At 46.5% G+C, this 23,380-nt stretch carries 19 protein-coding genes and 2 tRNA genes; 11 read left to right on the plus strand and 10 right to left on the minus strand.

The window, feature by feature from the left end; translation table 11 throughout:
• Positions 1 to 45 precede the first annotated feature (45 nt).
• Positions 46 to 3,159, minus strand: coding sequence for a multidrug efflux RND transporter permease subunit (locus tag AC5YB1_RS14810; RefSeq protein WP_494519798.1), 3,114 nt, complete (start codon positions 3,157 to 3,159; stop codon positions 46 to 48).
• Entirely contained in the window at positions 3,159 to 4,313 is a 1,155-nt protein-coding gene (locus AC5YB1_RS14815; protein WP_494519799.1) for an efflux RND transporter periplasmic adaptor subunit, read from the minus strand. The genes AC5YB1_RS14810 and AC5YB1_RS14815 overlap by 1 nt, the downstream gene beginning before the upstream one ends.
• Before the next feature lie 352 nt (positions 4,314 to 4,665).
• Here AC5YB1_RS14815 and AC5YB1_RS14820 point away from each other — a divergent pair, with 352 nt between their 5' ends.
• From AC5YB1_RS14820 to AC5YB1_RS14855, 8 genes are all read left to right on the plus strand, one after another.
• Positions 4,666 to 5,100, plus strand: coding sequence for a GNAT family N-acetyltransferase (locus tag AC5YB1_RS14820; RefSeq protein WP_494519800.1), 435 nt, complete (start codon positions 4,666 to 4,668; stop codon positions 5,098 to 5,100).
• Between the two features lie 184 nt (positions 5,101 to 5,284).
• Positions 5,285 to 5,758, plus strand: coding sequence for a LabA-like NYN domain-containing protein (locus AC5YB1_RS14825; protein WP_475516141.1), 474 nt, complete (start codon positions 5,285 to 5,287; stop codon positions 5,756 to 5,758).
• A 418-nt stretch (positions 5,759 to 6,176) separates the two neighbouring features.
• Complete coding sequence (gene yiaY / locus AC5YB1_RS14830) at positions 6,177 to 7,325, plus strand: L-threonine dehydrogenase (protein WP_475516140.1); 1,149 nt, start codon at positions 6,177 to 6,179, stop codon at positions 7,323 to 7,325.
• A gap of 546 nt (positions 7,326 to 7,871) precedes the next feature.
• A complete protein-coding gene (gene cspE, locus AC5YB1_RS14835) occupies positions 7,872 to 8,084 on the plus strand; it encodes a transcription antiterminator/RNA stability regulator CspE (RefSeq protein WP_110456523.1) in 213 nt (70 codons plus the stop codon).
• A gap of 122 nt (positions 8,085 to 8,206) precedes the next feature.
• Positions 8,207 to 8,422, plus strand: a complete 216-nt coding sequence (locus AC5YB1_RS14840) for a hypothetical protein (RefSeq protein ID WP_494519801.1) — start codon at positions 8,207 to 8,209, stop codon at positions 8,420 to 8,422.
• Positions 8,423 to 8,796: 374 nt separating this feature from the next.
• Positions 8,797 to 9,009 (plus strand): transcription antiterminator/RNA stability regulator CspE, encoded by a 213-nt coding sequence (gene cspE, locus AC5YB1_RS14845; protein ID WP_110456523.1) that lies wholly within the window; start codon positions 8,797 to 8,799, stop codon positions 9,007 to 9,009.
• A 451-nt stretch (positions 9,010 to 9,460) separates the two neighbouring features.
• Positions 9,461 to 9,838, plus strand: coding sequence for a cytoplasmic protein (locus tag AC5YB1_RS14850; protein WP_494519802.1), 378 nt, complete (start codon positions 9,461 to 9,463; stop codon positions 9,836 to 9,838).
• Between the two features lie 207 nt (positions 9,839 to 10,045).
• Positions 10,046 to 10,267, plus strand: a complete 222-nt coding sequence (locus AC5YB1_RS14855; protein ID WP_494519803.1) for a hypothetical protein — start codon at positions 10,046 to 10,048, stop codon at positions 10,265 to 10,267.
• A 140-nt stretch (positions 10,268 to 10,407) separates the two neighbouring features.
• On the opposite strand, the gene ltaE is transcribed toward AC5YB1_RS14855, so the two are convergent.
• The gene (gene ltaE, locus AC5YB1_RS14860; protein ID WP_494519804.1) at positions 10,408 to 11,415 is read right to left on the minus strand and encodes a low-specificity L-threonine aldolase; all 1,008 of its coding nucleotides are present in this window, start codon (positions 11,413 to 11,415) and stop codon (positions 10,408 to 10,410) included.
• Between the two features lie 460 nt (positions 11,416 to 11,875).
• On the opposite strand from ltaE, the gene AC5YB1_RS14865 reads away from it, so the two are divergent.
• Positions 11,876 to 12,517, plus strand: coding sequence for a trimeric intracellular cation channel family protein (locus tag AC5YB1_RS14865; RefSeq protein WP_494519805.1), 642 nt, complete (start codon positions 11,876 to 11,878; stop codon positions 12,515 to 12,517).
• A 138-nt stretch (positions 12,518 to 12,655) separates the two neighbouring features.
• Here the strand turns inward: AC5YB1_RS14865 and AC5YB1_RS14870 are convergent, their stop codons facing one another.
• The gene (locus AC5YB1_RS14870) at positions 12,656 to 13,231 is read right to left on the minus strand and encodes a YceI family protein (RefSeq protein WP_494519806.1); all 576 of its coding nucleotides are present in this window, start codon (positions 13,229 to 13,231) and stop codon (positions 12,656 to 12,658) included.
• A complete protein-coding gene (locus AC5YB1_RS14875) occupies positions 13,228 to 13,782 on the minus strand; it encodes a cytochrome b (RefSeq protein ID WP_494519807.1) in 555 nt (184 codons plus the stop codon). The genes AC5YB1_RS14870 and AC5YB1_RS14875 overlap by 4 nt, the downstream gene beginning before the upstream one ends.
• A gap of 380 nt (positions 13,783 to 14,162) precedes the next feature.
• On the opposite strand from AC5YB1_RS14875, the gene AC5YB1_RS14880 reads away from it, so the two are divergent.
• Both AC5YB1_RS14880 and AC5YB1_RS14885 read left to right on the plus strand, forming a co-directional pair.
• Positions 14,163 to 14,238 (plus strand) — tRNA-Phe (locus AC5YB1_RS14880).
• A gap of 21 nt (positions 14,239 to 14,259) precedes the next feature.
• Positions 14,260 to 14,335 (plus strand) — tRNA-Thr (locus AC5YB1_RS14885).
• A gap of 298 nt (positions 14,336 to 14,633) precedes the next feature.
• On the opposite strand, the gene nagP is transcribed toward AC5YB1_RS14885, so the two are convergent.
• The 5 genes from nagP to AC5YB1_RS14910 form a co-directional block, all read right to left on the minus strand.
• Positions 14,634 to 15,938: an N-acetylglucosamine MFS transporter NagP gene (nagP, locus tag AC5YB1_RS14890; protein WP_494519808.1), complete on the minus strand. Its 1,305-nt coding sequence runs from the start codon at positions 15,936 to 15,938 to the stop codon at positions 14,634 to 14,636.
• 244 nt (positions 15,939 to 16,182) lie between these two features.
• The gene (gene nagX / locus AC5YB1_RS14895; protein WP_494519809.1) at positions 16,183 to 17,319 is read right to left on the minus strand and encodes a transmembrane glucosamine N-acetyltransferase NagX; all 1,137 of its coding nucleotides are present in this window, start codon (positions 17,317 to 17,319) and stop codon (positions 16,183 to 16,185) included.
• A 104-nt stretch (positions 17,320 to 17,423) separates the two neighbouring features.
• Positions 17,424 to 18,554, minus strand: a complete 1,131-nt coding sequence (nagA, locus tag AC5YB1_RS14900) for an N-acetylglucosamine-6-phosphate deacetylase (RefSeq protein ID WP_494519810.1) — start codon at positions 18,552 to 18,554, stop codon at positions 17,424 to 17,426.
• 44 nt (positions 18,555 to 18,598) lie between these two features.
• Positions 18,599 to 19,507, minus strand: a complete 909-nt coding sequence (gene nagK / locus AC5YB1_RS14905) for an N-acetylglucosamine kinase (RefSeq protein WP_494519811.1) — start codon at positions 19,505 to 19,507, stop codon at positions 18,599 to 18,601.
• Positions 19,508 to 19,816: 309 nt separating this feature from the next.
• Entirely contained in the window at positions 19,817 to 22,552 is a 2,736-nt protein-coding gene (locus AC5YB1_RS14910; protein WP_494519812.1) for a beta-N-acetylhexosaminidase, read from the minus strand.
• Between the last annotated feature and the right edge of the window lie 828 nt (positions 22,553 to 23,380).

Raw genomic sequence — 23,380 nt, forward strand, 5'->3', positions numbered from 1 at the left:
AATGACAGCGGTATGGCTGGTCAAGCTAGACTGAAAAACCTTCCCCTAGCCTAAAGCTTTAGTCCCTTGTTGCTGAGCCTCGATAGCCTGCTGTAACTGCGCCTCGACAAAACCTGGTGAAGTCGTGTGCCCCGAGATTAAGCGGTACATCGCAGGGATCACCAGCAGGGTGATAAAGGTGGCGAAAGCCATACCGAAAAACACCACAGTCCCCACCGCAATGCGGCTCTCGGCCCCAGCACCAGTAGACATAATTAAAGGAACAGCACCAATTAAGGTGGTAAATGCGGTCATTAAGATTGGCCGTAAGCGCCGGGCTGATGCATCGATAATCGCTTGCTCAATATCGCTACCACGATCCCGAAGTTGGTTGGCGAACTCCACGATCAAGATACCGTTTTTGGTCACCATACCGATCAACATGATCATGCCAATTTGGCTATAAATATTCAGCCCTTGGCCCGTAAGGTATAACCCGAGGAAGCCACCAAATACCCCCATAGGCACAGTAAACATCACAACCAGTGGATTAATAAAGCTCTCAAATTGCGCCGCCAATACCAGATAGGCCACCAGCAAGGCTAATGCGAACACTATCATCACACTGCTTTGATTCTCTTTAAAATCTTTCGACTCGCCAGTATAACTCACCGAAATGTCACTGGGTAAATGTTCAATCGCCTTGGCATCAAGAAAGTCCAGCGCTTCGCCTAAGGTGTAACCTTCACCTAAACTGGCTTTAAGGGTGATCGACTTCTGCTTATTGTTATGGCTCAGTTTGTGAGCCGAAGCCACCTCGTCAATATGAGTAATAGCATCGAGCGAGATAAGTTCGCCTTTAGCAGAACGCATATAGATTTGACTCAGATCGGCCATGCTATTAAAGCTATCTTCATTGCCTCGAAGATAAACATCATACTCCTCACCGCGATCGATAAAGGTGGTTTCGCTGCGCCCACCCAGCATCACCTCTAGTGTTTGCGACACTTGAGCGACGCTAACGCCCAATTGCGCGGCGCGAACTCTGTCAACGGTGACCAACAACTCAGGCGTCGTTTGCGCATAGTCTAAGTCAACGCCCTCGAGCATTGGCGACAATTGAGCCTCCTGCTGCATAATACTGGCCCACTTAAACAACTCATCATAATCGGCGCCGCCAAGCACAAATTGTACCGGCTCACTGGATTTACCACGAAACCCGGGCAAGAGCGGATACACCATCACATCGGGGATCCCTTTTAATGCTTTAGCGACCACAGCCAATGCTTGCTGCGCATTAACGCTGCGATCTTGCCAATCTTCCAACTGTATGATCACAAAGCCAGTTTTATCACCCGCTCGGCCGCCAAAGGCGGGGGCTTGGATGCTAAATGACTTAATAATACCCTCACCTAACAGCGGCATTAACCGTTGCTCAACAATATCAACATTGGCAGTCATGCGATTATAACTGGTGCCCTCAGCGCCTTTAATAAAAGCAAAAATAACGCCGCGATCTTCTTGTGGCGCCAATTGTGCCGGTACCTGTTGCAACAATAGACCGCTACCAATAATGCACGCTAAGATAACCAGCGGAGCGCCAGCACGCCACTTAACAGCTTGAGCAACCCAGTGGCGATAGTGCTGCTCTAATCGGCTAAAGAGCCTGTCCATGAAACGATTAAAGCCGTTAGGTTTGACGTTGGCTTTAAGCATTTTACTGCCCAGCACTGGCGTCAATGTGAGCGCCACGATGGACGAGAAGATCACCGACATCGCAAGCATCACCGAAAATTCGGTAAATAAGCGCCCGACCATGCCATCCATAAAAGAGATAGGCAAAAACACCATGACTAATACCGCCGTCGTCGCCACCACAGCAAACCCCACCTCTTGAGCCCCTTTATAAGCCGCAAGCAGTGGCGGTTCGCCTTTTTCGATGTGATGGAAAATGTTTTCCACCACCACGATGGCATCATCAACCACTAAGCCGATTGAGAGGATCAGCGCCATCAAGGTCAGTAAGTTAATCGAAAAGCCAAAGTAGTGCGCCGCGATGAAAGAAGAGATCAGCGATACTGGCACTGTCACAGCGGGAATAAGCGTGGCTCGCGCCTGGCCAATAAAGATATACAGCACCAGTACCACCAGCGCGCCGGTAATGTACAAGGTGGTATATACCTCACTGATGGAGCGATCGATAAAGATGGTGGAGTCATAATCGACCACCAATTGCGTCCCTTGAGGTAAAAACTGTTGCAGCTTATCAACTTCAAGATGCACTTTTTTAGCAACATCGAGTGGGTTGGCATCTGACTGCGCCACTATGCCTAAGCTAAGGTTAGGAACGCCGTCACTCTTAAAGGTGGAGTTTTCATTTTCGGCGCCAATAAACACCGAAGCCACATCTTTAAGGTAAATAGGAGTGCCGTCGCTTGCCGTACGCACTAACAGGTAGTCAAAATCTTCTGGCTGATGATACAGGCGAGCGGTACGAACCGTCATGACGGTGACATCATTGCGCACCTCTCCCCCTGGACTTTCAATATTTTCATTACGCAGCGCACTAATAATATCGCTGGTGGTGACATTACGCCCAGCCATCAACTCAGGATCAAGCTGCACATACATCACCTTATATAATCCACCCGAAAGATTGATGGAACTGACACCTGTGATCAGGCTAAATCTGTCTTCGAGCACCCGCTGCGCGTAATCGGTCAGCTGAGTACGGTCCATGGTCGATGAGCTTAAATTAATGTAAACCGAAGGCTCACCCGAGCCATTGTCTTTAGATACAATAGGGTCGTTTGCTTCTTCAGGCAGGCGGCGCTGAGCACGGGCCACCGCATCACGTACATCACTGACCCCTTCGGTCAGATCCCAATCAAGATCGAACGTCACGGTAATACGTGACATGCCATTACGCGTGGTGGAGGTGATCTCATCGATACCACTGATCCCAGTAAGCTCATCTTCGAGCACTGTGGTTATCTGGCTTTCCATAATGGTCGCTGAGGCACCTTCATAGGTGGTCATCACAGTTACCACAGGGCTTTCAACGTCGGGCATCTCCCGCACTGCCAACTTAGCAAAAGAGACCATACCGAACACGCATAATAGCAAGCTCAGAACGATAGCAACCACCGGGCGTTTAACCGAGACATCAGACAATAACATTAGCCACGCCCTCCTTGAGCTGCAGGCGTGGCACTCATATCATCACTGCTGGCCAAGGCCTCCTGAGGGCTTAAATTGGCTGGGGCAACTTCTTCAATTTTCAGGCCATCACGCATATTGACTAGCCCCTGCACCACTATCTTATCGCCGCGATTAACGCCGTCACTTATCAACACTTTATCGTCAATACGTGCACCTAAGGTAACTTGTGTTCGCCGCGCAACATTGTCACTGTCGATAACATAAACAAAACGCTTAGTGCCTGAATATTCCAATGCTTGCACTGGCACGACTGGTTGTTTAACGGGTGAGAAACCAATATTGGCTGACATCAACATACCCGGTTTTAACTTCTGCTGTGGGTTGTCGAAATTGACCCGCACCTTAAGGTTTAGGGTCTCTGGGTTGATGCGCGCATCGATTGCCACTACGTGGCCCACAAAGCGCTCATCTGGCCAAGCTCGACTCGTTGCGGTGACCGACATGCCGAGTTGTAAACGTGACAAATAGAGTTCGGGGACTTGAATATCCAGTCGCATTGAAGCCAGATCATCTAAGCTGAGCAGCTCGCTGCCCACACTGACCATCTTACCAACACTAAAATCCACCAGCCCGGCCGTCCCCGAAAAAGGTGCGCTGATCAGGTGAAAATCCAGCTCGGCTTGCGCCACTTGCAAGCGTGCCAAGGCGATATCGACACTGGCTTTTTGGGCATCGATTTCGGTTTGAGTGATAGCGTTATTACCAATAAGCTTTTGGAACTCTGTTAGCTTGCGTTGTTCATCTTGAAAATAGGCTTGCGCCTGAGCCACATTGGCTTTAGCTCGGGTGTGTTCGAGCACCACTAAGGTCTGACCCGCGACTATTGCTTGGTTAGCATCCACATTAATACGAGTGATTTTTCCCGCTACTTCGGCGGCTATCTGCACCGAGCGATTAGCTTCAAGTTTGCCAACCAGTGACAGATGCTGGCTCAACTTCTGCTCGGTAACGACTGATGTCACCACAGGAATGACTCGCGATTTTTTAACCCCTTTATCGCGGCTTCCACCAGCTTGAGCAGCTTGGTTTGAATGAGATATAAATTGAAAAATTAGAGCGGCAGATAAACTTAAAATAATAATCGTACTGGTAGTTAAACGCGGTTTTTTCATTATTGATTATTCGTCGATTAAAAAGGCCATTGGAGAGTGGCCGTCATTTTAAAGGCAAATCATCGCTTATAGGGTAAATCAGTGTAAATACACGCAAATTAGCGCCGAAAAGCAACACGAAAACAACATAAAAGCACAACTGACAACTTAAACGGTACTCAATCAAAACAAGCGAACAAATATCACACAAAAATCACTTAATCCCGCTCACGCTATCGTCATGGTTAATATCTCTGGCGATGGCAACCGTAAATGACAAATAACAGATAAAGACTTGGCTATTTCGAGCGCCAACGCATTCTGCTAGGCTTAGTGAACTTTATACAAGAATAAGACTTTCATAGGATAAGCCGTGACGCTTTATTGGCTCGCCCCTTCGATGCGCCAACAGGCGTTTATTTTTTACAAGCGTCATATGCCTCATGCTCGACTGCGAAAAAAAGAGCACCTTGCGGTGAAATACCTCAATGATAATCCTCAAGAGCCATTGATTGCCGCGGTAAGGTTAAGGCCCATAGGGCCATATCAGTTATTAACCGGCATGTTGGTGCATCCAAACCATCGCAACCAAGGCGTAGCTCACAACCTAATGCGAGCACTGTCGCCAGAGCTCAATACTTGCGCCAGCTTTTTATTTGCACTCCCCGAGCTAGTGCCGTTTTATCGGCAACATCAATTTAGCAGCGAAGGTGTGTTCCCCGTTGAAATAGCGCAATTACATCAACGTTACCTTAATCAAGGAAAATCACTCACGCCCATGTACTTTAACACTAAGTCCCGATGTTAACTTGCCACCTAATTACCAGAAAATGACACAAAGGAGTCATAATTCACCACAGTGCTGCAGCTGCATGGTACAACAAAAGTACGAGTGATTAGGCGCGATGCTTATGGCTAGTGCGAGGTGAAGACTGTGGCTACGCAGCCCTTGTGCTATAGTGGCGCAATCATGCTCAACTTCGGAACACTCCTTGAAAAAACTCGCCGTATTTGTCGATGTGCAAAATATCTATTACACCTGTAAAGAAGCTTATGGCCGCCAATTTAACTACCGTAAGTTGTGGCAACACCTAAGCTATGAAGGCGATATTGTCATCGCTAATGCCTATGCCATTCATAGGGGGGACGATGGCCAGCTGAAGTTTCAAGATGCGCTCAAACACATAGGCTTCGATGTGAAACTTAAGCCGTTTATTCAGCGCAGTGATGGCAGTGCTAAAGGCGACTGGGACGTGGGCATCACCATTGATATCATGGAATCAGCTAATGAAGTCGACAGCATTATTTTGCTCTCTGGTGATGGTGATTTTGCATTATTACTGCAACACATCAACCAAAAATATGCATTAAAAACCCAAGTATATGGCGTACCCAAATTGACGGCCAAAGCACTAATCGATGCGACGGATCAGTTTCATGAGATAGATGCTGCGCTGCTGCTTTGATTATTGACCTACTCAGCTCGAACATATTAAAGCTAAATAGGGGGCATGGACGACACCCTCTACACGCCATTAGCCGTAGGGGACAAAAGCGTGCTCGCTTTAGGCTTACGATTGCATCGTTTCGACACAAACATCCCATAAACTGGCTTGCGCCACCATATTTTGATAACAAAAAAATCCTTAAAAGACAAGTGGGTAAGTTATCATTAGTTAATTTACATTGTTTGTCGTATTTATCGTCATCTCCTCCCCCCGATTCGTCTACCCCCGGCAAATACCCGATCTAGATCACGCTTTTACTTAGGTGAGGTTGTTAGGTTAGGGACAGCCAAAGCAGAACGTTTACATGCCTAAATGAGATACCTAGCTCAGATAACTAGGTAACGTTTAGGTACCAACCAATGATAAGGAGATTTTAATGGCTGCTAAATTTTTTATCCCATCAGTTAACGTGTTAGGACAAGGTGCAGTTGACGATGCTATCGGTGATATCAAAACATTAGGCTTTCAACGAGCATTGATCGTAACCGACAAGCCTCTTGTGGATATTGGCCTTGTTGGACAAATGGCAGAAAAACTGGGAAACGCCGGTATTACTTCAACCGTATTTGACGGCGTGCAACCTAATCCAACATTAACTAATGTCGAAGCGGGCCTGACACTGCTCACCGCCAATAAATGTGACTTTGTCATCTCGTTAGGTGGAGGGTCATCCCATGATTGCGCTAAAGGGATCGCCTTAGTCGCGACTAATGGCGGCAGTATTAAAGATTACGAAGGCTTAGACATGTCAACTAAGCCACAATTACCCTTAGTTGCCATTAACACCACTGCCGGTACTGCCAGTGAAATGACCCGTTTCTGTATTATTACCGATGAAGCGCGCCACATTAAGATGGCCATTGTTGATAAACACACCACCCCAATCTTATCGGTAAACGATCCTGAGTTAATGCTACTTAAGCCTGCTGGCCTAACGGCTGCTACAGGAATGGATGCTTTGACTCACGCTGTAGAAGCTTACGTCTCAACGGCAGCTAACCCCATTACCGACGCCTGCGCAATAAAAGCTATCGAGCTCATTCAGGAAAATCTTATAGAAGCCGTTGAAAATGGTAAAAGCATTAATGCCCGTGAACAGATGGCTTACGCTCAATTTTTAGCTGGCATGGCATTTAACAATGCAAGCCTAGGTTATGTGCACGCAATGGCGCATCAGCTCGGTGGCTTTTACGATCTGCCCCATGGTGTATGTAATGCGCTGCTACTGCCTCATGTGCAAGCTTATAACGCACAAGTTGCAGCGACTCGTCTAAAAGATGTGGCCAAAGCGATGGGAGTTAATGTGAGTACAATGAGTGATGAACAAGGTGCTCAGGCGGCAATTGATGCAATTAAGACACTCTCGGTTGCGGTGAAGATCCCTGAGAATCTGAGTAAACTCGGTGTTAAAGCAGAAGACATTCCAACACTTGCCGATAATGCACTTAAGGATGCTTGTGGCTTTACTAATCCAAAACAAGCAACCCACGCCGAGATTTGTCAGATTTTTGAGCGGGCTCTTTAATAATACTGTAGATCTTAGCTAGCACGGAATAAAGCACGCTGGCGGACAACACACAACTAGTCCTTTAGTTGTATTTACGCTAAAATAGCCTTAGCTTGCTTTTTCCCTGCAAAGATTCTGCTTGCTGTAAGCGCGCCTCAGTCAACTACTGAGCGCGCTTTTCTATTAAAATAACGTAGAAATAGCAGTCCAAACACACAGCACCAGCAGCTAAATCCTCACCGATTAGCAATTAGCGCAATTTAGACAAAAACCAAATAACGCCTTAAGACTATGATTACTATGGCATTAAGCCCAGCGCCAGCAAAAACACCTGCACATAAGCAAAAATAAAGCGTGCAAAACCATCAAAGCCTGTTACTATGCACTCGCTCTGTTGTTCAAGAGTTATTAAGAAAGTAAAAGTAAAAGTAAAACCCTAAGCCAAATCCTCACCCTTTTTGTACTCAGCGTTTCCCTTAGCTTCTCGTAATAATTAATAATTCAGCTACTCAGCACATCGCACTATCGCGATACTTTTTAATGAATTTAAATAAGGGACACACAATGTCTAATACAACTACTGGTACTGTAAAATGGTTTAACGAAGATAAAGGTTTTGGCTTTATCTCTCAAGAAAATGGCGGCGCTGACGTGTTCGTTCATTTCCGTGCTATCGCTTCTGACGGTTTCAAGACCCTAGAAGAAGGCCAAAAAGTTTCTTTCGAAGTTGAGCAAGGTCAAAAAGGCCTGCAAGCGGCTAACGTAGTTCCTGCATAAGCAGCTACATTAGCCCCGCTTAACTGCGAACAAAAGGCGACCTTAGGTCGCCTTTTTTGTGCCTACAATATGACCACGACTCAACGCTAAGCTCCATATCCATCTCCATATAGCTAAGCACTATGTTACTAAACACTAACTACCATATGACGAAACACCACGCCACTAAACACTCGCTAGTTAAGCCCATTGCTTCTAAGCGCTGCGTCGACAATATCACCGCTTTAGCTATAACCCTTATATTAGCCATAGTGTATCGCCATCCCAGTAATGCCCCCCCTAACAGCCCCTCTCCTATGGCGCTAACCTATGCCGCTAACAACATTAAAACCGCCTAAAAAGACAGATTCCGCATTAAGCTCGACAATAAAGCAAGTTAACCATGGTCACGCTCGGCTTTAGCACAAAATAAAATGACTAAAAATAAAACATCAACATATTGATTAGCAACAAATTAGCTTGCTAAAGTCGAGAAAGCTCTAGCGTTAGGCCAAAATAAAGCGTGCAAAGTCGATAAAGCGTGTTATCATGCACTCGCTCTGTTGTTCAAGAGTTATTAAAAAAGTAAAAGTAAAAGTAAAACCCTAAGCCAAATCCTCACCCTTTTTGTACTCAGCGTTTCCCTTAGCTTCTCGTAATAATTAATAATTCAGCTACTCAGCACATCGCACTATCGCGATACTTTTTAATGAATTTAAATAAGGGACACACAATGTCTAATACAACTACTGGTACTGTAAAATGGTTTAACGAAGATAAAGGTTTTGGCTTTATCTCTCAAGAAAATGGCGGCGCTGACGTGTTCGTTCATTTCCGTGCTATCGCTTCTGACGGTTTCAAGACCCTAGAAGAAGGCCAAAAAGTTTCTTTCGAAGTTGAGCAAGGTCAAAAAGGCCTACAAGCGGCTAACGTAGTTCCTGCATAAGCAGCTACATTACCCCCGCTTAACTCCGAACAAAAGGCGACCTTAGGTCGCCTTTTTTGTACCTATATTTCGTACTGAACTTTAATACCTACCGATAAACCTGATAATTTTTTGAACAGCCAACTTTGTATTTATCTGTTTGCATTACCTCTTACCATTCCCGCCAAGGTCTTTAATTGACCCACCTGCAATCTAGACCATAGCTCAATTCAATACGACTCGATTAGCTGCTGCTTTATTAATCAGTGGTAATATAAAATATGTAAGACTATGAGAAATGAGACATTGCACAGGTTATGCTTGCTATAGTCGTGTTACAAAAGGTCGACAGCGATTTATAACTCTACGTACTCAATCAGTTTTCTCTATGTTTTGAGTCGAATAAACATTGACCGAAAAGAAACGCGATGCCTATGATGGCATTGATATCCATAATTCAGGTAGGTAATTTATGACAGCAATCTCTCATGTTTACAACTACACAGTTCGATGCCCACACATTAAAGATCCTGCTCATCCCACCACATGGCAAAACCATGTCGAATTTAACGAATCATGCGAAATAGGCCTTAACCGTATCACCAAATGGCACGATCGCTCCGGCCATCGTATCTTTGAACAAGAGGGATTTGTTGTTAGAGAAGCCGATGCTGAAAGCTCTTATTTCTCGATGAACTATTCTCGTCTCAAGTGCAACGGTCATGTCTTGGTCACCTTTAAGATCTATATGGATGACTTCACTAAAGACACTTCGGTACAAGAAATCATGGTGCACCTTATCAAAGACTATCAGCAGAGATTATCTAAACTCGACTCACTTCAAGGATAGCCACCAGTATTCCGATACTACCTCCGTCATTGGAGGTAGTTTATTAATCATCCCCTTAACTGATCTCCTCCGTCCGTCACTTTCATCTGTCGATAAGTTAATGACACTCATTGCTATAGCCTTGCAAGGTTACACTTAAGCACGCAAGCCTTTACTGGCTCAGAGAAAGGGTTAGAATACCCTCACCACCTATCGAAATAAGCCCATATGAAAGTCATTGTTATTCCTCTTATCGCACTGCTCAGCATAGGTGGTTGCGCCGAACTTAAACAAACCGGACGTACCATTGGCGATACTACACGCGATGTTACTACTGAAATTGGCCATACCACTCGCGATGTCACTCGCGCCATTGGTCACGCTTCTCGTGACGCGGTCATTGCAGTTAAAGACGATCTGAGTAAACAAGAAAACGGCAAAGAAGAGTGACGTAACAGCACGCTTACTCTAGATGTTATTCGTCAGATAACAAGCGGCTTAAGCTAGCAAGAACCGGTTACTATAATTAATGGGCGCCAGCAACAAGCCTCCCTGAGGATGGCTTGTTGTTGGTAGCTAACCACCTTAGTTTACAGTAGAGCTTTAAGTGTCTTAATAAAGGTATCGATATCATTGCGGCTAATATCGGCATGGGTCACCAGACGCACAACCGAACCAGGGCTTAATAATATCCCCTGTGCTTTTAATCCCTTAGCAATGGCAGTGATATCAAGTTTATCGCTGACTTTAGCAAACACCATATTCGTCTGCACCTCGGCGACATTCACCTCAAACTCTGCCACGCCCTGAAACTGCTCGGCAAGATAATGGGCATTGTCATGATCTATCGCTAAACGCTCGACTTGCTCGTTAAGTGCCAACTCTGCGGCAGCGGCCAGTATGCCAGCTTGGCGCATGCCACCACCGAGCATTTTGCGCCAACGCCGCGCCTTGTTAATTAAACGCTCATCACCCAACAACAGCGAGCCCACTGGCGCACATAAGCCTTTTGACAAGCAGATAGACACAGAATCAAAATATTGGGTAAGGTCACTTATCGCCAGCCCCTGGGCCACAGCCGCATTGGCGACCCGGGCACCATCAAGATGGATTTTAAGACGATGATTAAACGCTAGCGCTTGAGCATCTGCCAAATATTGTGCCGATAACACCTTGCCACCAATGGTGTTTTCTAAGCTAAGCAGTCGGGTTTTAGCAAAATGAATATCATCGGGTTTAATGGCCGCTTCAATATCGCTCAGCAATATAGAGCCATCGGCCTGATTGGCTAATGGCTGCGGTTGCACACTGCCAAGTACTGCGGCGCCGCCCCCTTCAAATTTATAGTTGTGCGCCTGTTGCCCACAAATGTATTCATCGCCCCGTTCACAATGCGACATCAGCGCCAGCAAATTGGCTTGAGTGCCCGACGAGGTAAACAGGGCGCCATCGAAACCAAAGCGTTCTGCCGCCATCACCTCTAATCGGTTAACCGTGGGATCGTCTCCATAGACATCATCGCCAACCTCGGCGCTGGCCATTGCTTTACGCATCGCCACTGTTGGCTGAGTTACCGTATCACTGCGAAAATCTATCATTATTCCCCTATCCTATCGCTACACAATACACAGTGCAGGCATCTTACTCCTCGGCTGAAATCCTCGCCAGCATAGGAGAGGATTTTTTATTGAACAGCGCCTTATTGAAAAAGCGTCATAAAACCTTTGCTTGATTAAAAACCAGAGCCTTTAAAACCAAAGCCTTTAAAGATCCAGTAAAGTGAGTGGTTACACAAAGTGCTTTAATCTGTCAGCCCTAAAATGGCACCAAGATCTAGCTCAACACCTAATCGCGATGAGGAGCTATGGCTATGCATAAAAATCCCTAAGTAAAAAACAAAATCAAATCGAGTAAGATATCGCGCCACATCAGTAAAAACCTTCAATAGTGCACCCACGCAGCATTAATAAAACTAATTAAAAACTATAAAAAATATCGTTGTCAATTTGCCTTGTCATCAGGCAAAATCCCGCTCCATTTGATCAACGAGAGCAAAAGATGCAACAAGCTGAATTTATCACCTTACTTTGGTTTATTGGCATCATCGCCGAAGCCATGACCGGCGCACTCTGTGCTGGACGCAAACAAATGGATCTGTTTGGCGTGGTGATCATCGGCTGTGCTACCGCCATTGGCGGCGGGACACTCAGAGATATGTTGCTGGGTAACTACCCTTTGATCTGGGTGGAGAATGTGCATTACTTAGTGGCGATAGCTTTTGCCTCATTACTCACAGTGATCATTGCACCGGTGATGCGCTATTTATCCAAATTATTTTTAACCATAGATGCACTCGGCTTAGCCGTATTTTCAATCATTGGCGCGCAGAAAACCTTAATGCTGGGTTTTAGCCCTGTAATGGCGATTGTGATGGGCGTGGTCACGGGGGTATTTGGCAGCGTGATCAGAGACGTTTTGTGTAACCAAGTACCATTGGTGTTCCAAAAAGAGCTCTATGCCTTAGTCGCGTTGCTCACGGCGAGCCTGTATATCGCTCTGGATCATTTTGCAGTAACCAGTTGGCTTAATTTAGCCCTGTCACTGACCTTTGGTTTTGGCTTTAGAATGCTAGCCATTCGTTATCACTGGAGCATGCCAAAATTTAACTATCAATATCATCAAGATAGTGAGGCAAGTTAAGTACAGTAAAGCCTCTATACCCGCAGGTCTCGAGGCTTTAGCTTATCGCTATTTAGCTAACCTATGCTTATTACCTATGTTAGTTTACTTATATAAAGTAAGCAGCTAAGCCATGATGAACCTACCTAAGCTTTAAGCTTACTGGCGAATACCTTCAACCACTAAATCTAAGTTAACATGGCTAGAGGCTGGCCCTAAGTCCATCTTAATATTGTAATCTTTTAGTGCCAGTTCAGCTTGGCCAACGAAGCCAACACGATAACCGCCCCAAGGGTCTTTCCCCTCACCCACCAAGTGTGCATCGATAGTGACCTCTTTGGTCACACCGTTAAGACTCAACTGACCCTTAAGTACAAATTCGCCATCACCTTGTGGTTCTACAGATGTCGACGTAAAGGTAGCTTTAGGGAATTTGGCCACATTCAAAAAATCACTACTACGCAGATGCTTATCGCGCTCAGCATGATTAGAGTCGATGCTGGCAGTATTGATAGTGACATTGACCTTAGAGGCGCCGATATCGCTGCTATCAAAACTAAAGTCACCAGCAAAGTCGTTAAAACGCCCTACCACAAAGCTGTAACCAAGATGACTGACACTAAACTGCACCGAGGCATGCGCGCCTTGAGTGTCGATAACATAATCGGCGGCATTCACTTGCGCCGACATTAAAAGTGCACCAGCAATAACGCTGCTTAATATACCCTGCTTCATTTTATCTCCTTAAATGTAGTCATTCTGATTAATGTAGAATCTTTATCTATTAGATGATGCTTAATCGCCCCTAGGGCATGTACGATCACCAAGCCGATAATGCTATAGGCCAAATATTGATGCACTAGGCCAGCAATATCGGCTTGACCAGCAAATAACTCCCCCATACTGGGCAGCTCAAACAACTCAAATACCGGTATGCTGCGCCCATCGGCGGTAGAGATCAGGTAGCCACTGACAAAAATGGCCATTAACAATAGATACAGCAGAGCATGCACCCAAGAGCTGAGCCGCTTTTCCCAACGCTTATGCTGTGGTAACGGCAAAGGTTTAGGATTGCCCCAGCGCCACATCAAGCGAACAACGGTGGCAAGCAGCAGTAGAATCCCCATACTCTTGTGTAATGCTGGCGCCGTTTGGTACCAACTACTGTAATACGTTAATTCCACCATCCAGAAACCCAGCCCAAATAAGCCGATCACCACCAGTGCCGATGCCCAATGTAATACCATACTGACCGCACCATAACGGTTCTGCGTATTGTTAATCACGGTTTTACCCCACAAGTTAATTCTGTTGCCGATATTACTTTCGACTTTAATAGGGTAATAGCGCGTAATTTAGCCAATAACGTTCTATTTTTTAGAAAAACCTAAAAATCATCAGCTCAATCGGCTCACTGGAAGCCAAAATGTGTCGAATCATTGGCGATTAAGCTCTCTCTCGATCCCCGTCCCCCCGCTCATCTCGTATCAAAAAGCAGCGTTTTTGATAAAAAAAAACCACTTCGCACACTAACTGACCATGCAGTTAAATTTATCTAAAAAAGCACTTGCAGGAAAAATATCATCGCTATATTATACGCGCACTCCAAACGAGACGGGTTACAAACACCTGGTTTGAAGTAGTTAACTAACGCTTAGTTTAGTTTGCCCGAATAGCTCAGTCGGTAGAGCAGAGGATTGAAAATCCTCGTGTCCCTGGTTCGATTCCGGGTTCGGGCACCACTATTTAGATGTAACAGTTAAGCCGGCATAGCTCAGTTGGTAGAGCAACTGACTTGTAATCAGTAGGTCCCGAGTTCGACTCTTGGTGCCGGCACCATAAAAATAAAAAAACCACTCTTTGAGTGGTTTTTTTATGTCTAAAATTTACCTCATCATCCTATCCCTAAAATAGACGTTATCGATTAGGCTGAGCTTATCAGGCTAATCAATCTCTCTTATGTAGATCATTGGCGCCCCCTGCTAAGCTAAAGCGACATAATGCCAACGTCCCCTATCCCCCTCTCTCCTTTAATCATTGTAGATAAACAAAAGATAGTGGCTTGTTATCAATAAAAATAGCCCATAAAAAAAGGAGCCTGCGCTCCTTTTGATAATCCTGTTATTCGATCACTGGCTCACTTCCAGCTTTTTATCTTATGGCCTTTCAAGGCATAAAACAGGATAAACAGATAACAAGGTAACATCACCATATAACCGCCTTGTAATCCCAAAGAGGTGGCTGAGCTGGTTAGCCCCCAAAATAGGGGACCAAACGCACCACCGGCAATCCCCATAACCAACAATGCCGAGCCGGTGCTGGTCAACTTACCCATCCCCGACAGCGCCAAAGGCCACACCGCAGGCCACACGATGGCGTTAGCTAAACCTAAAAAGGCGATCATCAGCAAGGTATCGGGCAGCATGACCCCACCTAACGGCACCAATAGGGTGTTGGCTATCACATAGGACTCATTATTCCCCAATAAAATCCCCATCGTCAGCAAGATACCCAATAGAGCCGAGATGGTTAATGCCGTGGGTTGGGAGATAAAGCGCGGAATAGTTAATATACCTAAGATATAACCTAACACCATGCAGATCATGGTATATGAGGTCATGACGCCATATTTTTCGACCCCTAAACTTAACGCAAAAATACCTATGGTATCGCCAGCAATGACCTCTACCGCGACATAGAAAAATAGCGCAACCACACCTAAAGCAAGATTAGGGTGCGATAACGCTTCGCGAGTGTGCCCTTTACCGCTTAAGGTTTCATCATCTTCCTTAGCCAGCTCAGGTAATGGCGACTTCTTCACTAAAATGGCTAAAAAGCCGATAAATAACGCCATTCCCATATAGGGATACACTAGGCTATTTGCCATTTCATCAATTTGCACTTGGGTAAGCTCTATGCCGACGCGATCACTAAAGCTGTCTAAAATGAGTGCGGTAAACACCATAGGGGCAATCACACCCGCACCTTTATTTAAAATCCCCATTACGCTAACGCGCGCTGCTGCCGATTCTTCTGGACCAATTCTTACCACATAGGGGTTTACCGCTGTTTGCAGTAAAGTTTGCCCAGTCCCCATCACTAACTGAGCCAATAAAAACAGCGCAAATATTTGTGTTTTAGCCGCGGGAATAAAGAGTAAGCCCGCCAACATCATGATCCCCATACCTAAAGCCATACCACTCTTGTAGCCTACTTTGCGGATCACCCATGCCGAGGGTAAGGCAGTAAATGTCACCGCAATATAAAAAGAGAAGAGGATTAACGATGCTTGTAGAGGGGTGAGTTGCAGGATCTGTTTGAGGTAAGGCATTAACGACCCATTTAACCACGTCGCAAAACCTAATATAAAGAACAGTCCTGCGACAATCGCCATCGGGATCACGCTGCTGCGCTTATTTTCGCTATTTAATGTCATTTCCATAAGCCAAGTTTCTTATAGTAATTAATATATTGGTATGGGGTTAACCGATACCGGCTCAGTATTGATAATGGTACTTATGACAATGGCGACGCTTATTCAACCAGACTCTTTGCCACCTTGTTTCATCGATGTTAAAACATAAACCTCAAAAAGACAACGCTGTCATTTTGGGTTTTTATAAAATCAAGTACTAACAGCAAGATTTAACGGGCTAAAAGACAATAAAACCACTCAGCAGTAAAAATTACACCTTAATAAATATGTCACGCTTATACATCCAAAAAAGTAACAACCACTGCACCAGCAATAAGGCTAGCGTGGCGGCCAACATCTGCGCATTGGCGGGTAATGTATCGATGAGCCCACCAAAGAGACTGCGTGCCATATAATCCCATTTCACCAAACTAGAGGCTAAATAGATGATGATGGCGTTACAGCCGATGACCACGAAAACATAAACCAATTTATGCCATTTCAGCACATCCACCAGCGCATAAAATACGCCAAGTAACAACAAGCTCCAGCCGGTAGTGACCAACACAAACGAGCTGGTCCACAGATCTTTATTGACTGGCAACAAGCCATCACACCACCAGCCTAAAGTTAATACGCTAACGCCAATCAGCAGCAACAGCGCCACTTTAGTCCACTCCCCTTTGGGGTGCGTTTTAACAATAAAGCGCCCGGTAAACACCCCAGCAAGGGCGTTAATCACCGCGGGTAAAGTGGATAGTATCCCTTCGGGATCCATCGCTCGTCCTTGGTAGGTGATCCCGGGGAGAAAATGACTATCGACATACGCATTAATCGAACCCTCCATCGATAAATCACCTGCCACCCCACCCGGTACTGGCAGCAGCAATTGCATCGCACCGTAGCCAATCAGCAACCCCAGCGCCACGATAATTTGAGTACGCAAACTGGTATGCCACACTAAGATGGCGGCAAAAAACCAGGCAAAGGCAATGCGCCCAAGTACACTGGCATAACGGACATCATCTAAGGATGCAGGCACCCCGCCCCCCCAACCATGGTTATAAAGCACACCCAAAAATAGCAGTAATAACAAACGCTTTACTGCGTGACGATACACAGGCCAGCGCGCAGACCAAGACAAAGCATCAAGCCGCTTGGGCGATAAGCCAAGGGCGACGCCCGAAAGGAAAATAAATAGCGGAAAAATCAAATCATAAAAGGTAAACCCGTGCCATTGGCTGTGCTGCATCTGAGCATCGGCAATGCGCCAACCTTGCCAGCTGGTCAAAGCGAAGAGGCCGGCAAATAGGGCTTCACCGCCTAAGATCCAAAACATATCGAAGCCCCGTAAAGCATCGAGTGACATTAATCTCGGCTTAGCCATCTTGGCCTGTTCGGCTTGCATTGGCATACTTCCTATGATGTTTATAAAGATGTAGTTTATCTATCACTAGATAGCGCAAGGCCCTAAAAGCATGACTTTTAGGGCCTGTTATTGATTCAAATGCGTTAGCCTTGATACACCAAGTGCCCAGCAATATAGGTTTGCTGTACCTTATGCTGGTCTAACAGTACCAAATCGGCCTTGGCGCCCACACTCAGCTGTCCCCGCTGCGCCTGATGTCCGATAAACTGCGCCGGATAGAGAGCTGCCATGCGCAGTGCTTCATCGAGTGATAATCCGAGTAAGTTGACGCTATTATTCACCGCTCCCATCATATCAAGTACACAGCCCGCCAGTTCACCTGTCACCGCGTTTAAACGCGAGCCTTGGCGAACCACCTGCGTGCCAAATAGTTCGAAACTGGCATCTTGCGCCATACCGACAGGCGGCATGGCGTCGGTCACTAGCATCACCTTACCTTTAGGTTTAGCGTAAATCGCGACTTTAGCGGCAGCGGTATGTACATGGTGACCATCGACAATCAACCCGCACCAGGCGTCACGACTCTCGATGGCGGCGCCGACCATGCCAGGCTCCCGCGACCCCATTGGTGACATGGCATTAAATAGGTGCGTAAAGCAGGTGGCCCCCGCAGCCAAGGCTGCGACTACCGTGTCATAATCGGCGTTAGAATGGCCTAAGCAGACCCTAACCCCTTGCGCGACTAATGCCTCAATCACTTCAGTGGAGACATTTTCTGGTGCTAAGGTAACGACTTTGGTGCCTAAGTCGTTGCGGCTAAAGATGGCTAATTCCGCATCAGAAATACGCCTAATATGCGACTGGGGATGCACCCCTTTTTTGGGCACCGACAAGTGCGGGCCCTCAAAATGCACCCCAAGCACACCATGACAACCTTGAGCTATCGCTTGGGCAACAGCATCGGCAGCACGCTGCATCACCTCTACCTTATCGGTGATCAGGGTGGGTAAAAATCCTGTGGTGCCAAACTGCGCGTGAGCCCGGCCTATGGTGTTAATACACTCAACACTGGGGTCGGCATTAAACAGTGCTCCACCGCCGCCGTTCACCTGTATATCGATAAACCCAGGCACTAAGGTGCCAGTCAGTTTAATGGGCTCAACGCCCGATACCGTATCAAATACGCGAATATGACCATCTTCTAGCGTGATGGGCAGCTGATGATGAAACTGCTCACCATCAAACAGCCGTTCAGCAATGAAAGTTTGTTGCATAACTAATGTCCCCTGAAGCCGTTAACGCTGGCGGCGTGCAATAGTTAACGTGTGGTGGATTGTGCGGCCACCTGCTGGCGGGCATAGTAAGCGGCACCAAATTCTGGCGGCGCGATCACCGGCGCGATGTTGGCCACAACATCGCTATCTAACCAAGGTGCTAACGGTTCGGCTAAGCCCCCAATCATTGAAAAACGTGGTGGATTAAGCTCAAACAGTTTATGGGCCAGCTGACTTAAATAAGCGGCGCCTTCGGTCACAATCGCTTTGGCGACCTCATCATTATCATTGGCACAGGTTAACACCGTCCGTGCCAGCGTGGCATAGCTGCTGGAGGATTGTCCGGCTAAATGCGCCACGATACCCATGGCATCGTACACCTTAAAATATGCCAGTAAACGCTCAGTTAGCGCCGTTGGCGGCGCAAAGCCATCGAGGTGTAACAGCACTTGTTCGGCCGCTTTTAGCCCTAACCAAGCGCCGCTGCCCTTATCGCCTAACATAAAGCCATGGCCACCCAGGCACAGAGATTGCTCACCGACATGGGCATAACCACACGACCCCGTACCCGTTATGATAACCGCACCATCGCCTCCATTATGGGCGCCAATGCAGGCGGCGTGTAGATCGGTTGTGACATACATCTGCGCAAAGGGATGCTGCCAGTTTGCTACCTGCTGGTATAGGTGCGGCACATTAACCCCTGCTAGCCCTAATCCGGCAATGAGCTGGCGGCTATCGCTTAAGGCTAATCCTGCATCGGTTAACGCCAGCGCGGTCGACTGTTTAATCGACTCAAAGGTTTGCGACAAACCATGAAGTGGATTAGCGCGCCCAGCAACGCCACTGCCTAAAATACGATTGTCTGCAGCATAGATGGTCGCACGGCATTTACTTCCCCCACCATCTATACCTATGTATAAGGGCGTATCCTTCGTCTGATTCAATCCCATTACGGACCTCTTTTACCGTGTTAATATCCAAAATTACCGTTAATCGAAACCATAACTTTGGGTCGCTACTGCAAGTTAATACAATGTTACAATAACAATGACAGCGTTGTCATTTATTTTATTGCTATCGATAGACAACTAACATGCCATCTAGCATCGAATTGATTATTGCTCTTGATATTGCAAACTTCGCATCGAAAACGTAAGTAAAACCACATCAAAAAGGCTCCGTCATGCCGCGGCTTGTTGATGGTGGAGCAGGAAAAGAGTGACCTTGATAGTAGGTTGTCACTCTCAAATTCAAGCAGACTAATTGACGCTGAGTATGCGCCCTTTGCGCTGCCCATCCGCCGCCACGCCTCTGACCTCGACTTTGCCCTCAACCTCGACTTGTTGAGTATAGGGTTGCCACTGCCCCCCATTCAGTCGGTATTGGGCCTGCAAACCAGGATAGAAGTGGTTAATCTGCAACATGCTATTTTTAATACGCGCCCCTAGGGTCGGCACTCGATAGGCAATATTGGCCATATCAAGTTTTAGCAACTCTTTATGACCAAGCGTGTTGGCAAATACCTGCCATTGAGCCAGCTGCTTGGCGCGCATATCATCAGTAAAGAAGCCGCTATCTTGATGATAGATAGCCCCTTGGTACTGATATGGCACTTCCCAGTCGGCTTGATGCCAAGCACGCTCGGCCAGTACTAATAGGCGCGGAAAAATCATATATTCGGCAACATCGTCACTGCGAATGGTCTCACTCCATATTTGCCCTTGAAGGCCACGAAATGTCACCCTTTGGGCTAAGGGACCACTGAGACGTTGTCCTTGCTCATTGAGTTTAATGGTGTCGTCAGCGATAAAAGGTTGGCCTTCGATATTGGTCCACTGCTCGGCGTTAGCGGGGAGGTTATCGGGCATAAAGCTAAAAATCTTGCGCTCGTTGGTATTACGACTTGCCCAGTAATAGCCATGCTCTTTCGGATCGGCCTCATAAGGAAAATCGAAATAGAGCACCTCAGGATTACTCAGCACTGTATGCCACTGTAAATTAGCTTGTTTATGTGCACGCTTAAAACCGTCATGGGAGATCACATCCCAAATATTACTCTGGGTAGTGGCTGGCATCCGCTCTGGGCGAGTGTGGCTCATGCCATCGCTCCACCCTGCTGCCTCTATGCCTTTTTCAGCCAGCATATTGGCAACACGCTCAATAAAGTAGGCGCCATAATCTTGCTCACTGGCCACGCCTTTATCGTTATTGCGTAAAAACGCTTGGCATACTGGCGACTCAATCCAAGCGCCTGCCGTTTCATCGGCGCCAATATGGTAGACGGTCAAGGGCTGGCCTGCTTGCTGGTGTAGCAGGGCTATCTCATCGACCACTTTGCCGACAAAATCAAATGACGACTCCAGACACACGTTAAGCGTATTATCGTCATAATATTGGATTGAGGCGTATTGTGTGGTGTCCTGAGGATCGATTAAACGATATTGATTCGCCGCCGCAATATCACCTTTTGCCAACAACTTACGATAGCGCGCCTCCATCGACTTAATGGCTGCGCGCGAATGTCCTGGCATATCCATCGAGGGGATCACTTGGATTTGGCGCGCGTTAGCATATTTAAGGATGTCGATATAATCGGCTTTAGTGTAATAACCATTAACAGCGCTCGCGGCGTCGGGACCACTGCCAAGCTGCGGAAGCAGACAACGATTTTCCTGCAAGTCATGGCAGCGTTTACTGCCAATGTCGGTTAATTCGGGCAGGCCATCAATCTCTAATCGCCAGCCTTCGTCATCGGCCATGTGCAGGTGCAGCTTGTTAAGCTTATAGGCTGCCATCTGATCGAGCAGATCTAAGATAAACTGCTTGCTGTGAAAGTTACGCGCCACATCGACATGCATGCCTCTAAATTCATATCTTGGCTCATCTTCAATCTGCATGGTATTTACGCTAAGCGCATTCACATCGATAAGGCTAGTGAGCGAAGCGATACCATAGGCGTATCCCGCATCATCGCCAGCGCGGATCGTAATGTTATTAGGCGCGATGGAGAGCTGATATCCCCCGGCCATAAGTGGTTTCGTTAAGGGGCGTAACGTCAACGAGATCCCCTGCTTTTGCTCGGTAACACCAAGGCGCTCAAGGCGTGCCAATGCTGCATCAATTGCGCTACGCTTGACCTCTGTAGCTGATAACTTATAGCCAGAGCTGAGTGACACTGCTAGTGCATCACTGTCGATAATTTGCGATTTAGGTGTAGGAATTATGGTGTTAATAGCAAGTGTTGGCTCCGGCTGCACCTGGGCATTGGCCTCAAATAACACCTCAGCCCTGGCCCATTTAAGCGTATCGGTATCGCTGCGCTTATATTGAGTTTGCTCACTGACAAATGCCACGGCGTAGGGGCGCGTCTCCATGCCGGTGTCAGGATCGATACCCAAGCGAGTACTGGCAATCACCTCAGGCTCAAGCCCTGACGCCACAATATAGTAATTAGGCATCGCATCCGTTTCAGATAATTGCCATAACTCCCCGAGAAAATCCACAGTATATGTTTGCCCGGCCTCAAAACTGGCAAACTGCTCGGTGGGGGTAATTTTATGTAGATCACCTTTGACATGGGTAATAGCAAACTGTGGTGATGACACAGACAATTGCTGCGGTGGTAACACCGCCTTAACGGGCCGCAGTTGGCTGTAATAAATCGCCCAGTCGCGTGCTTTAAAATCAATTGCCGATGTAAAAGTGATTTGCGCGGCAAAACAGCGTCCATCGACACCGCTACTGGTGCATTGCTGCGGATAATTAGTCAGCGTTGCATAGGTAACGGCCAAGGTGTTGGCAAAATCATGCAACTGCTGTTGCGATATCGCGCCGTTTTGAGACGCTGCCGTACTGATAGCTGCAGCTTTGGTCGTAGTGGCGGGCTGAGGATCAGATAGAAGACTTTGTGGAGATGAAGACTCGAGTGATTTTGGGCTACACGCCGCACTTGATAAGGTGAGCATCACCGCGAGAGCGGCAAGATTATTATTCATGGACTTCCTCTATTATCTTATCCACAACGCGCGATACCGAGTTTGTGGTTTTTTATCCATACTCATTGGAGCGATACGATTTATGATTAACCCAGTGCCTTTGCATGCTAATGAGGGTGAATAATGGTTTCACGACAGCAACTTTAAATACCGTTAGCCACTATGATGCTTCGCTATCAATCACTAAAAATCGCCATAAAAAAATGCTAGGTGCAGTAACTGTTATTCACAGAATAAAGCACCTAGCTATCTCTAGCATCCGGGGAGAGACTATAGGAAACATCAAACACAATCATGCCGGATAAACCAAGCGATAACTGCCAAACACATGCATGTAAGAGACCTCTTCCTACATCATGTTAACCTTACAAACAGAGATGTCACACAAGCAAATGACAACGCTGTCATCCGTAAACTTACACAACAAAAAACAGAATATCTACATTTTTTTGACAAAAAATGTTTTTTTTAGCCTAACCACTGTTATTCCTATCCAGATTGGCACAGTCTAGAGATATAAAAATCAAAAACAATTTCACGACAATATTGATAACTATTGATAACATAATCATGTTGCTCTCATATGTAACCTTCGCTAAGTTAGCTGTACTGTAATTGTCATGCTCAATTGATGAGGCGATATGTCTAAGCATGGCACGATATCTACAATTAAAAACCTTAATAAACAGATGAGTACATGAAGAAACTTATTTTAAACACTAAGTGATGCGATGCTAAATGACTGGGTATCATTGCCCCAATAAAACCAACTCTAACTATTGGGGGGTAAAAGAGATAAATTGACTAGACTCACAAAATAACAACCAA

Source organism: Shewanella sp. 433, from assembly GCF_059338565.1.

Bases quoted from the DNA above. Each gene is read 5' to 3' on its own strand.
- AC5YB1_RS14850 (WP_494519802.1), top strand. From the start codon at position 9,461: ATGACAGCAATCTCTCATGTTTACAACTACACAGTTCGATGCCCACAC.
- nagX (WP_494519809.1), bottom strand. From the start codon at position 17,319: ATGCAAGCCGAACAGGCCAAGATGGCTAAGCCGAGATTAATGTCACTC.
- nagK (WP_494519811.1), bottom strand. From the start codon at position 19,507: ATGGGATTGAATCAGACGAAGGATACGCCCTTATACATAGGTATAGAT.
- nagA (WP_494519810.1), bottom strand. From the start codon at position 18,554: ATGCAACAAACTTTCATTGCTGAACGGCTGTTTGATGGTGAGCAGTTT.
- AC5YB1_RS14855 (WP_494519803.1), top strand. From the start codon at position 10,046: ATGAAAGTCATTGTTATTCCTCTTATCGCACTGCTCAGCATAGGTGGT.
- yiaY (WP_475516140.1), top strand. From the start codon at position 6,177: ATGGCTGCTAAATTTTTTATCCCATCAGTTAACGTGTTAGGACAAGGT.
- cspE (WP_110456523.1), top strand. From the start codon at position 8,797: ATGTCTAATACAACTACTGGTACTGTAAAATGGTTTAACGAAGATAAA.
- AC5YB1_RS14840 (WP_494519801.1), top strand. From the start codon at position 8,207: ATGTTACTAAACACTAACTACCATATGACGAAACACCACGCCACTAAA.
- AC5YB1_RS14810 (WP_494519798.1), bottom strand. From the start codon at position 3,159: ATGTTATTGTCTGATGTCTCGGTTAAACGCCCGGTGGTTGCTATCGTT.
- nagP (WP_494519808.1), bottom strand. From the start codon at position 15,938: ATGGAAATGACATTAAATAGCGAAAATAAGCGCAGCAGCGTGATCCCG.
- AC5YB1_RS14865 (WP_494519805.1), top strand. From the start codon at position 11,876: ATGCAACAAGCTGAATTTATCACCTTACTTTGGTTTATTGGCATCATC.
- AC5YB1_RS14815 (WP_494519799.1), bottom strand. From the start codon at position 4,313: ATGAAAAAACCGCGTTTAACTACCAGTACGATTATTATTTTAAGTTTA.
- AC5YB1_RS14910 (WP_494519812.1), bottom strand. From the start codon at position 22,552: ATGAATAATAATCTTGCCGCTCTCGCGGTGATGCTCACCTTATCAAGT.
- ltaE (WP_494519804.1), bottom strand. From the start codon at position 11,415: ATGATAGATTTTCGCAGTGATACGGTAACTCAGCCAACAGTGGCGATG.
- AC5YB1_RS14870 (WP_494519806.1), bottom strand. From the start codon at position 13,231: ATGAAGCAGGGTATATTAAGCAGCGTTATTGCTGGTGCACTTTTAATG.
- cspE (WP_110456523.1), top strand. From the start codon at position 7,872: ATGTCTAATACAACTACTGGTACTGTAAAATGGTTTAACGAAGATAAA.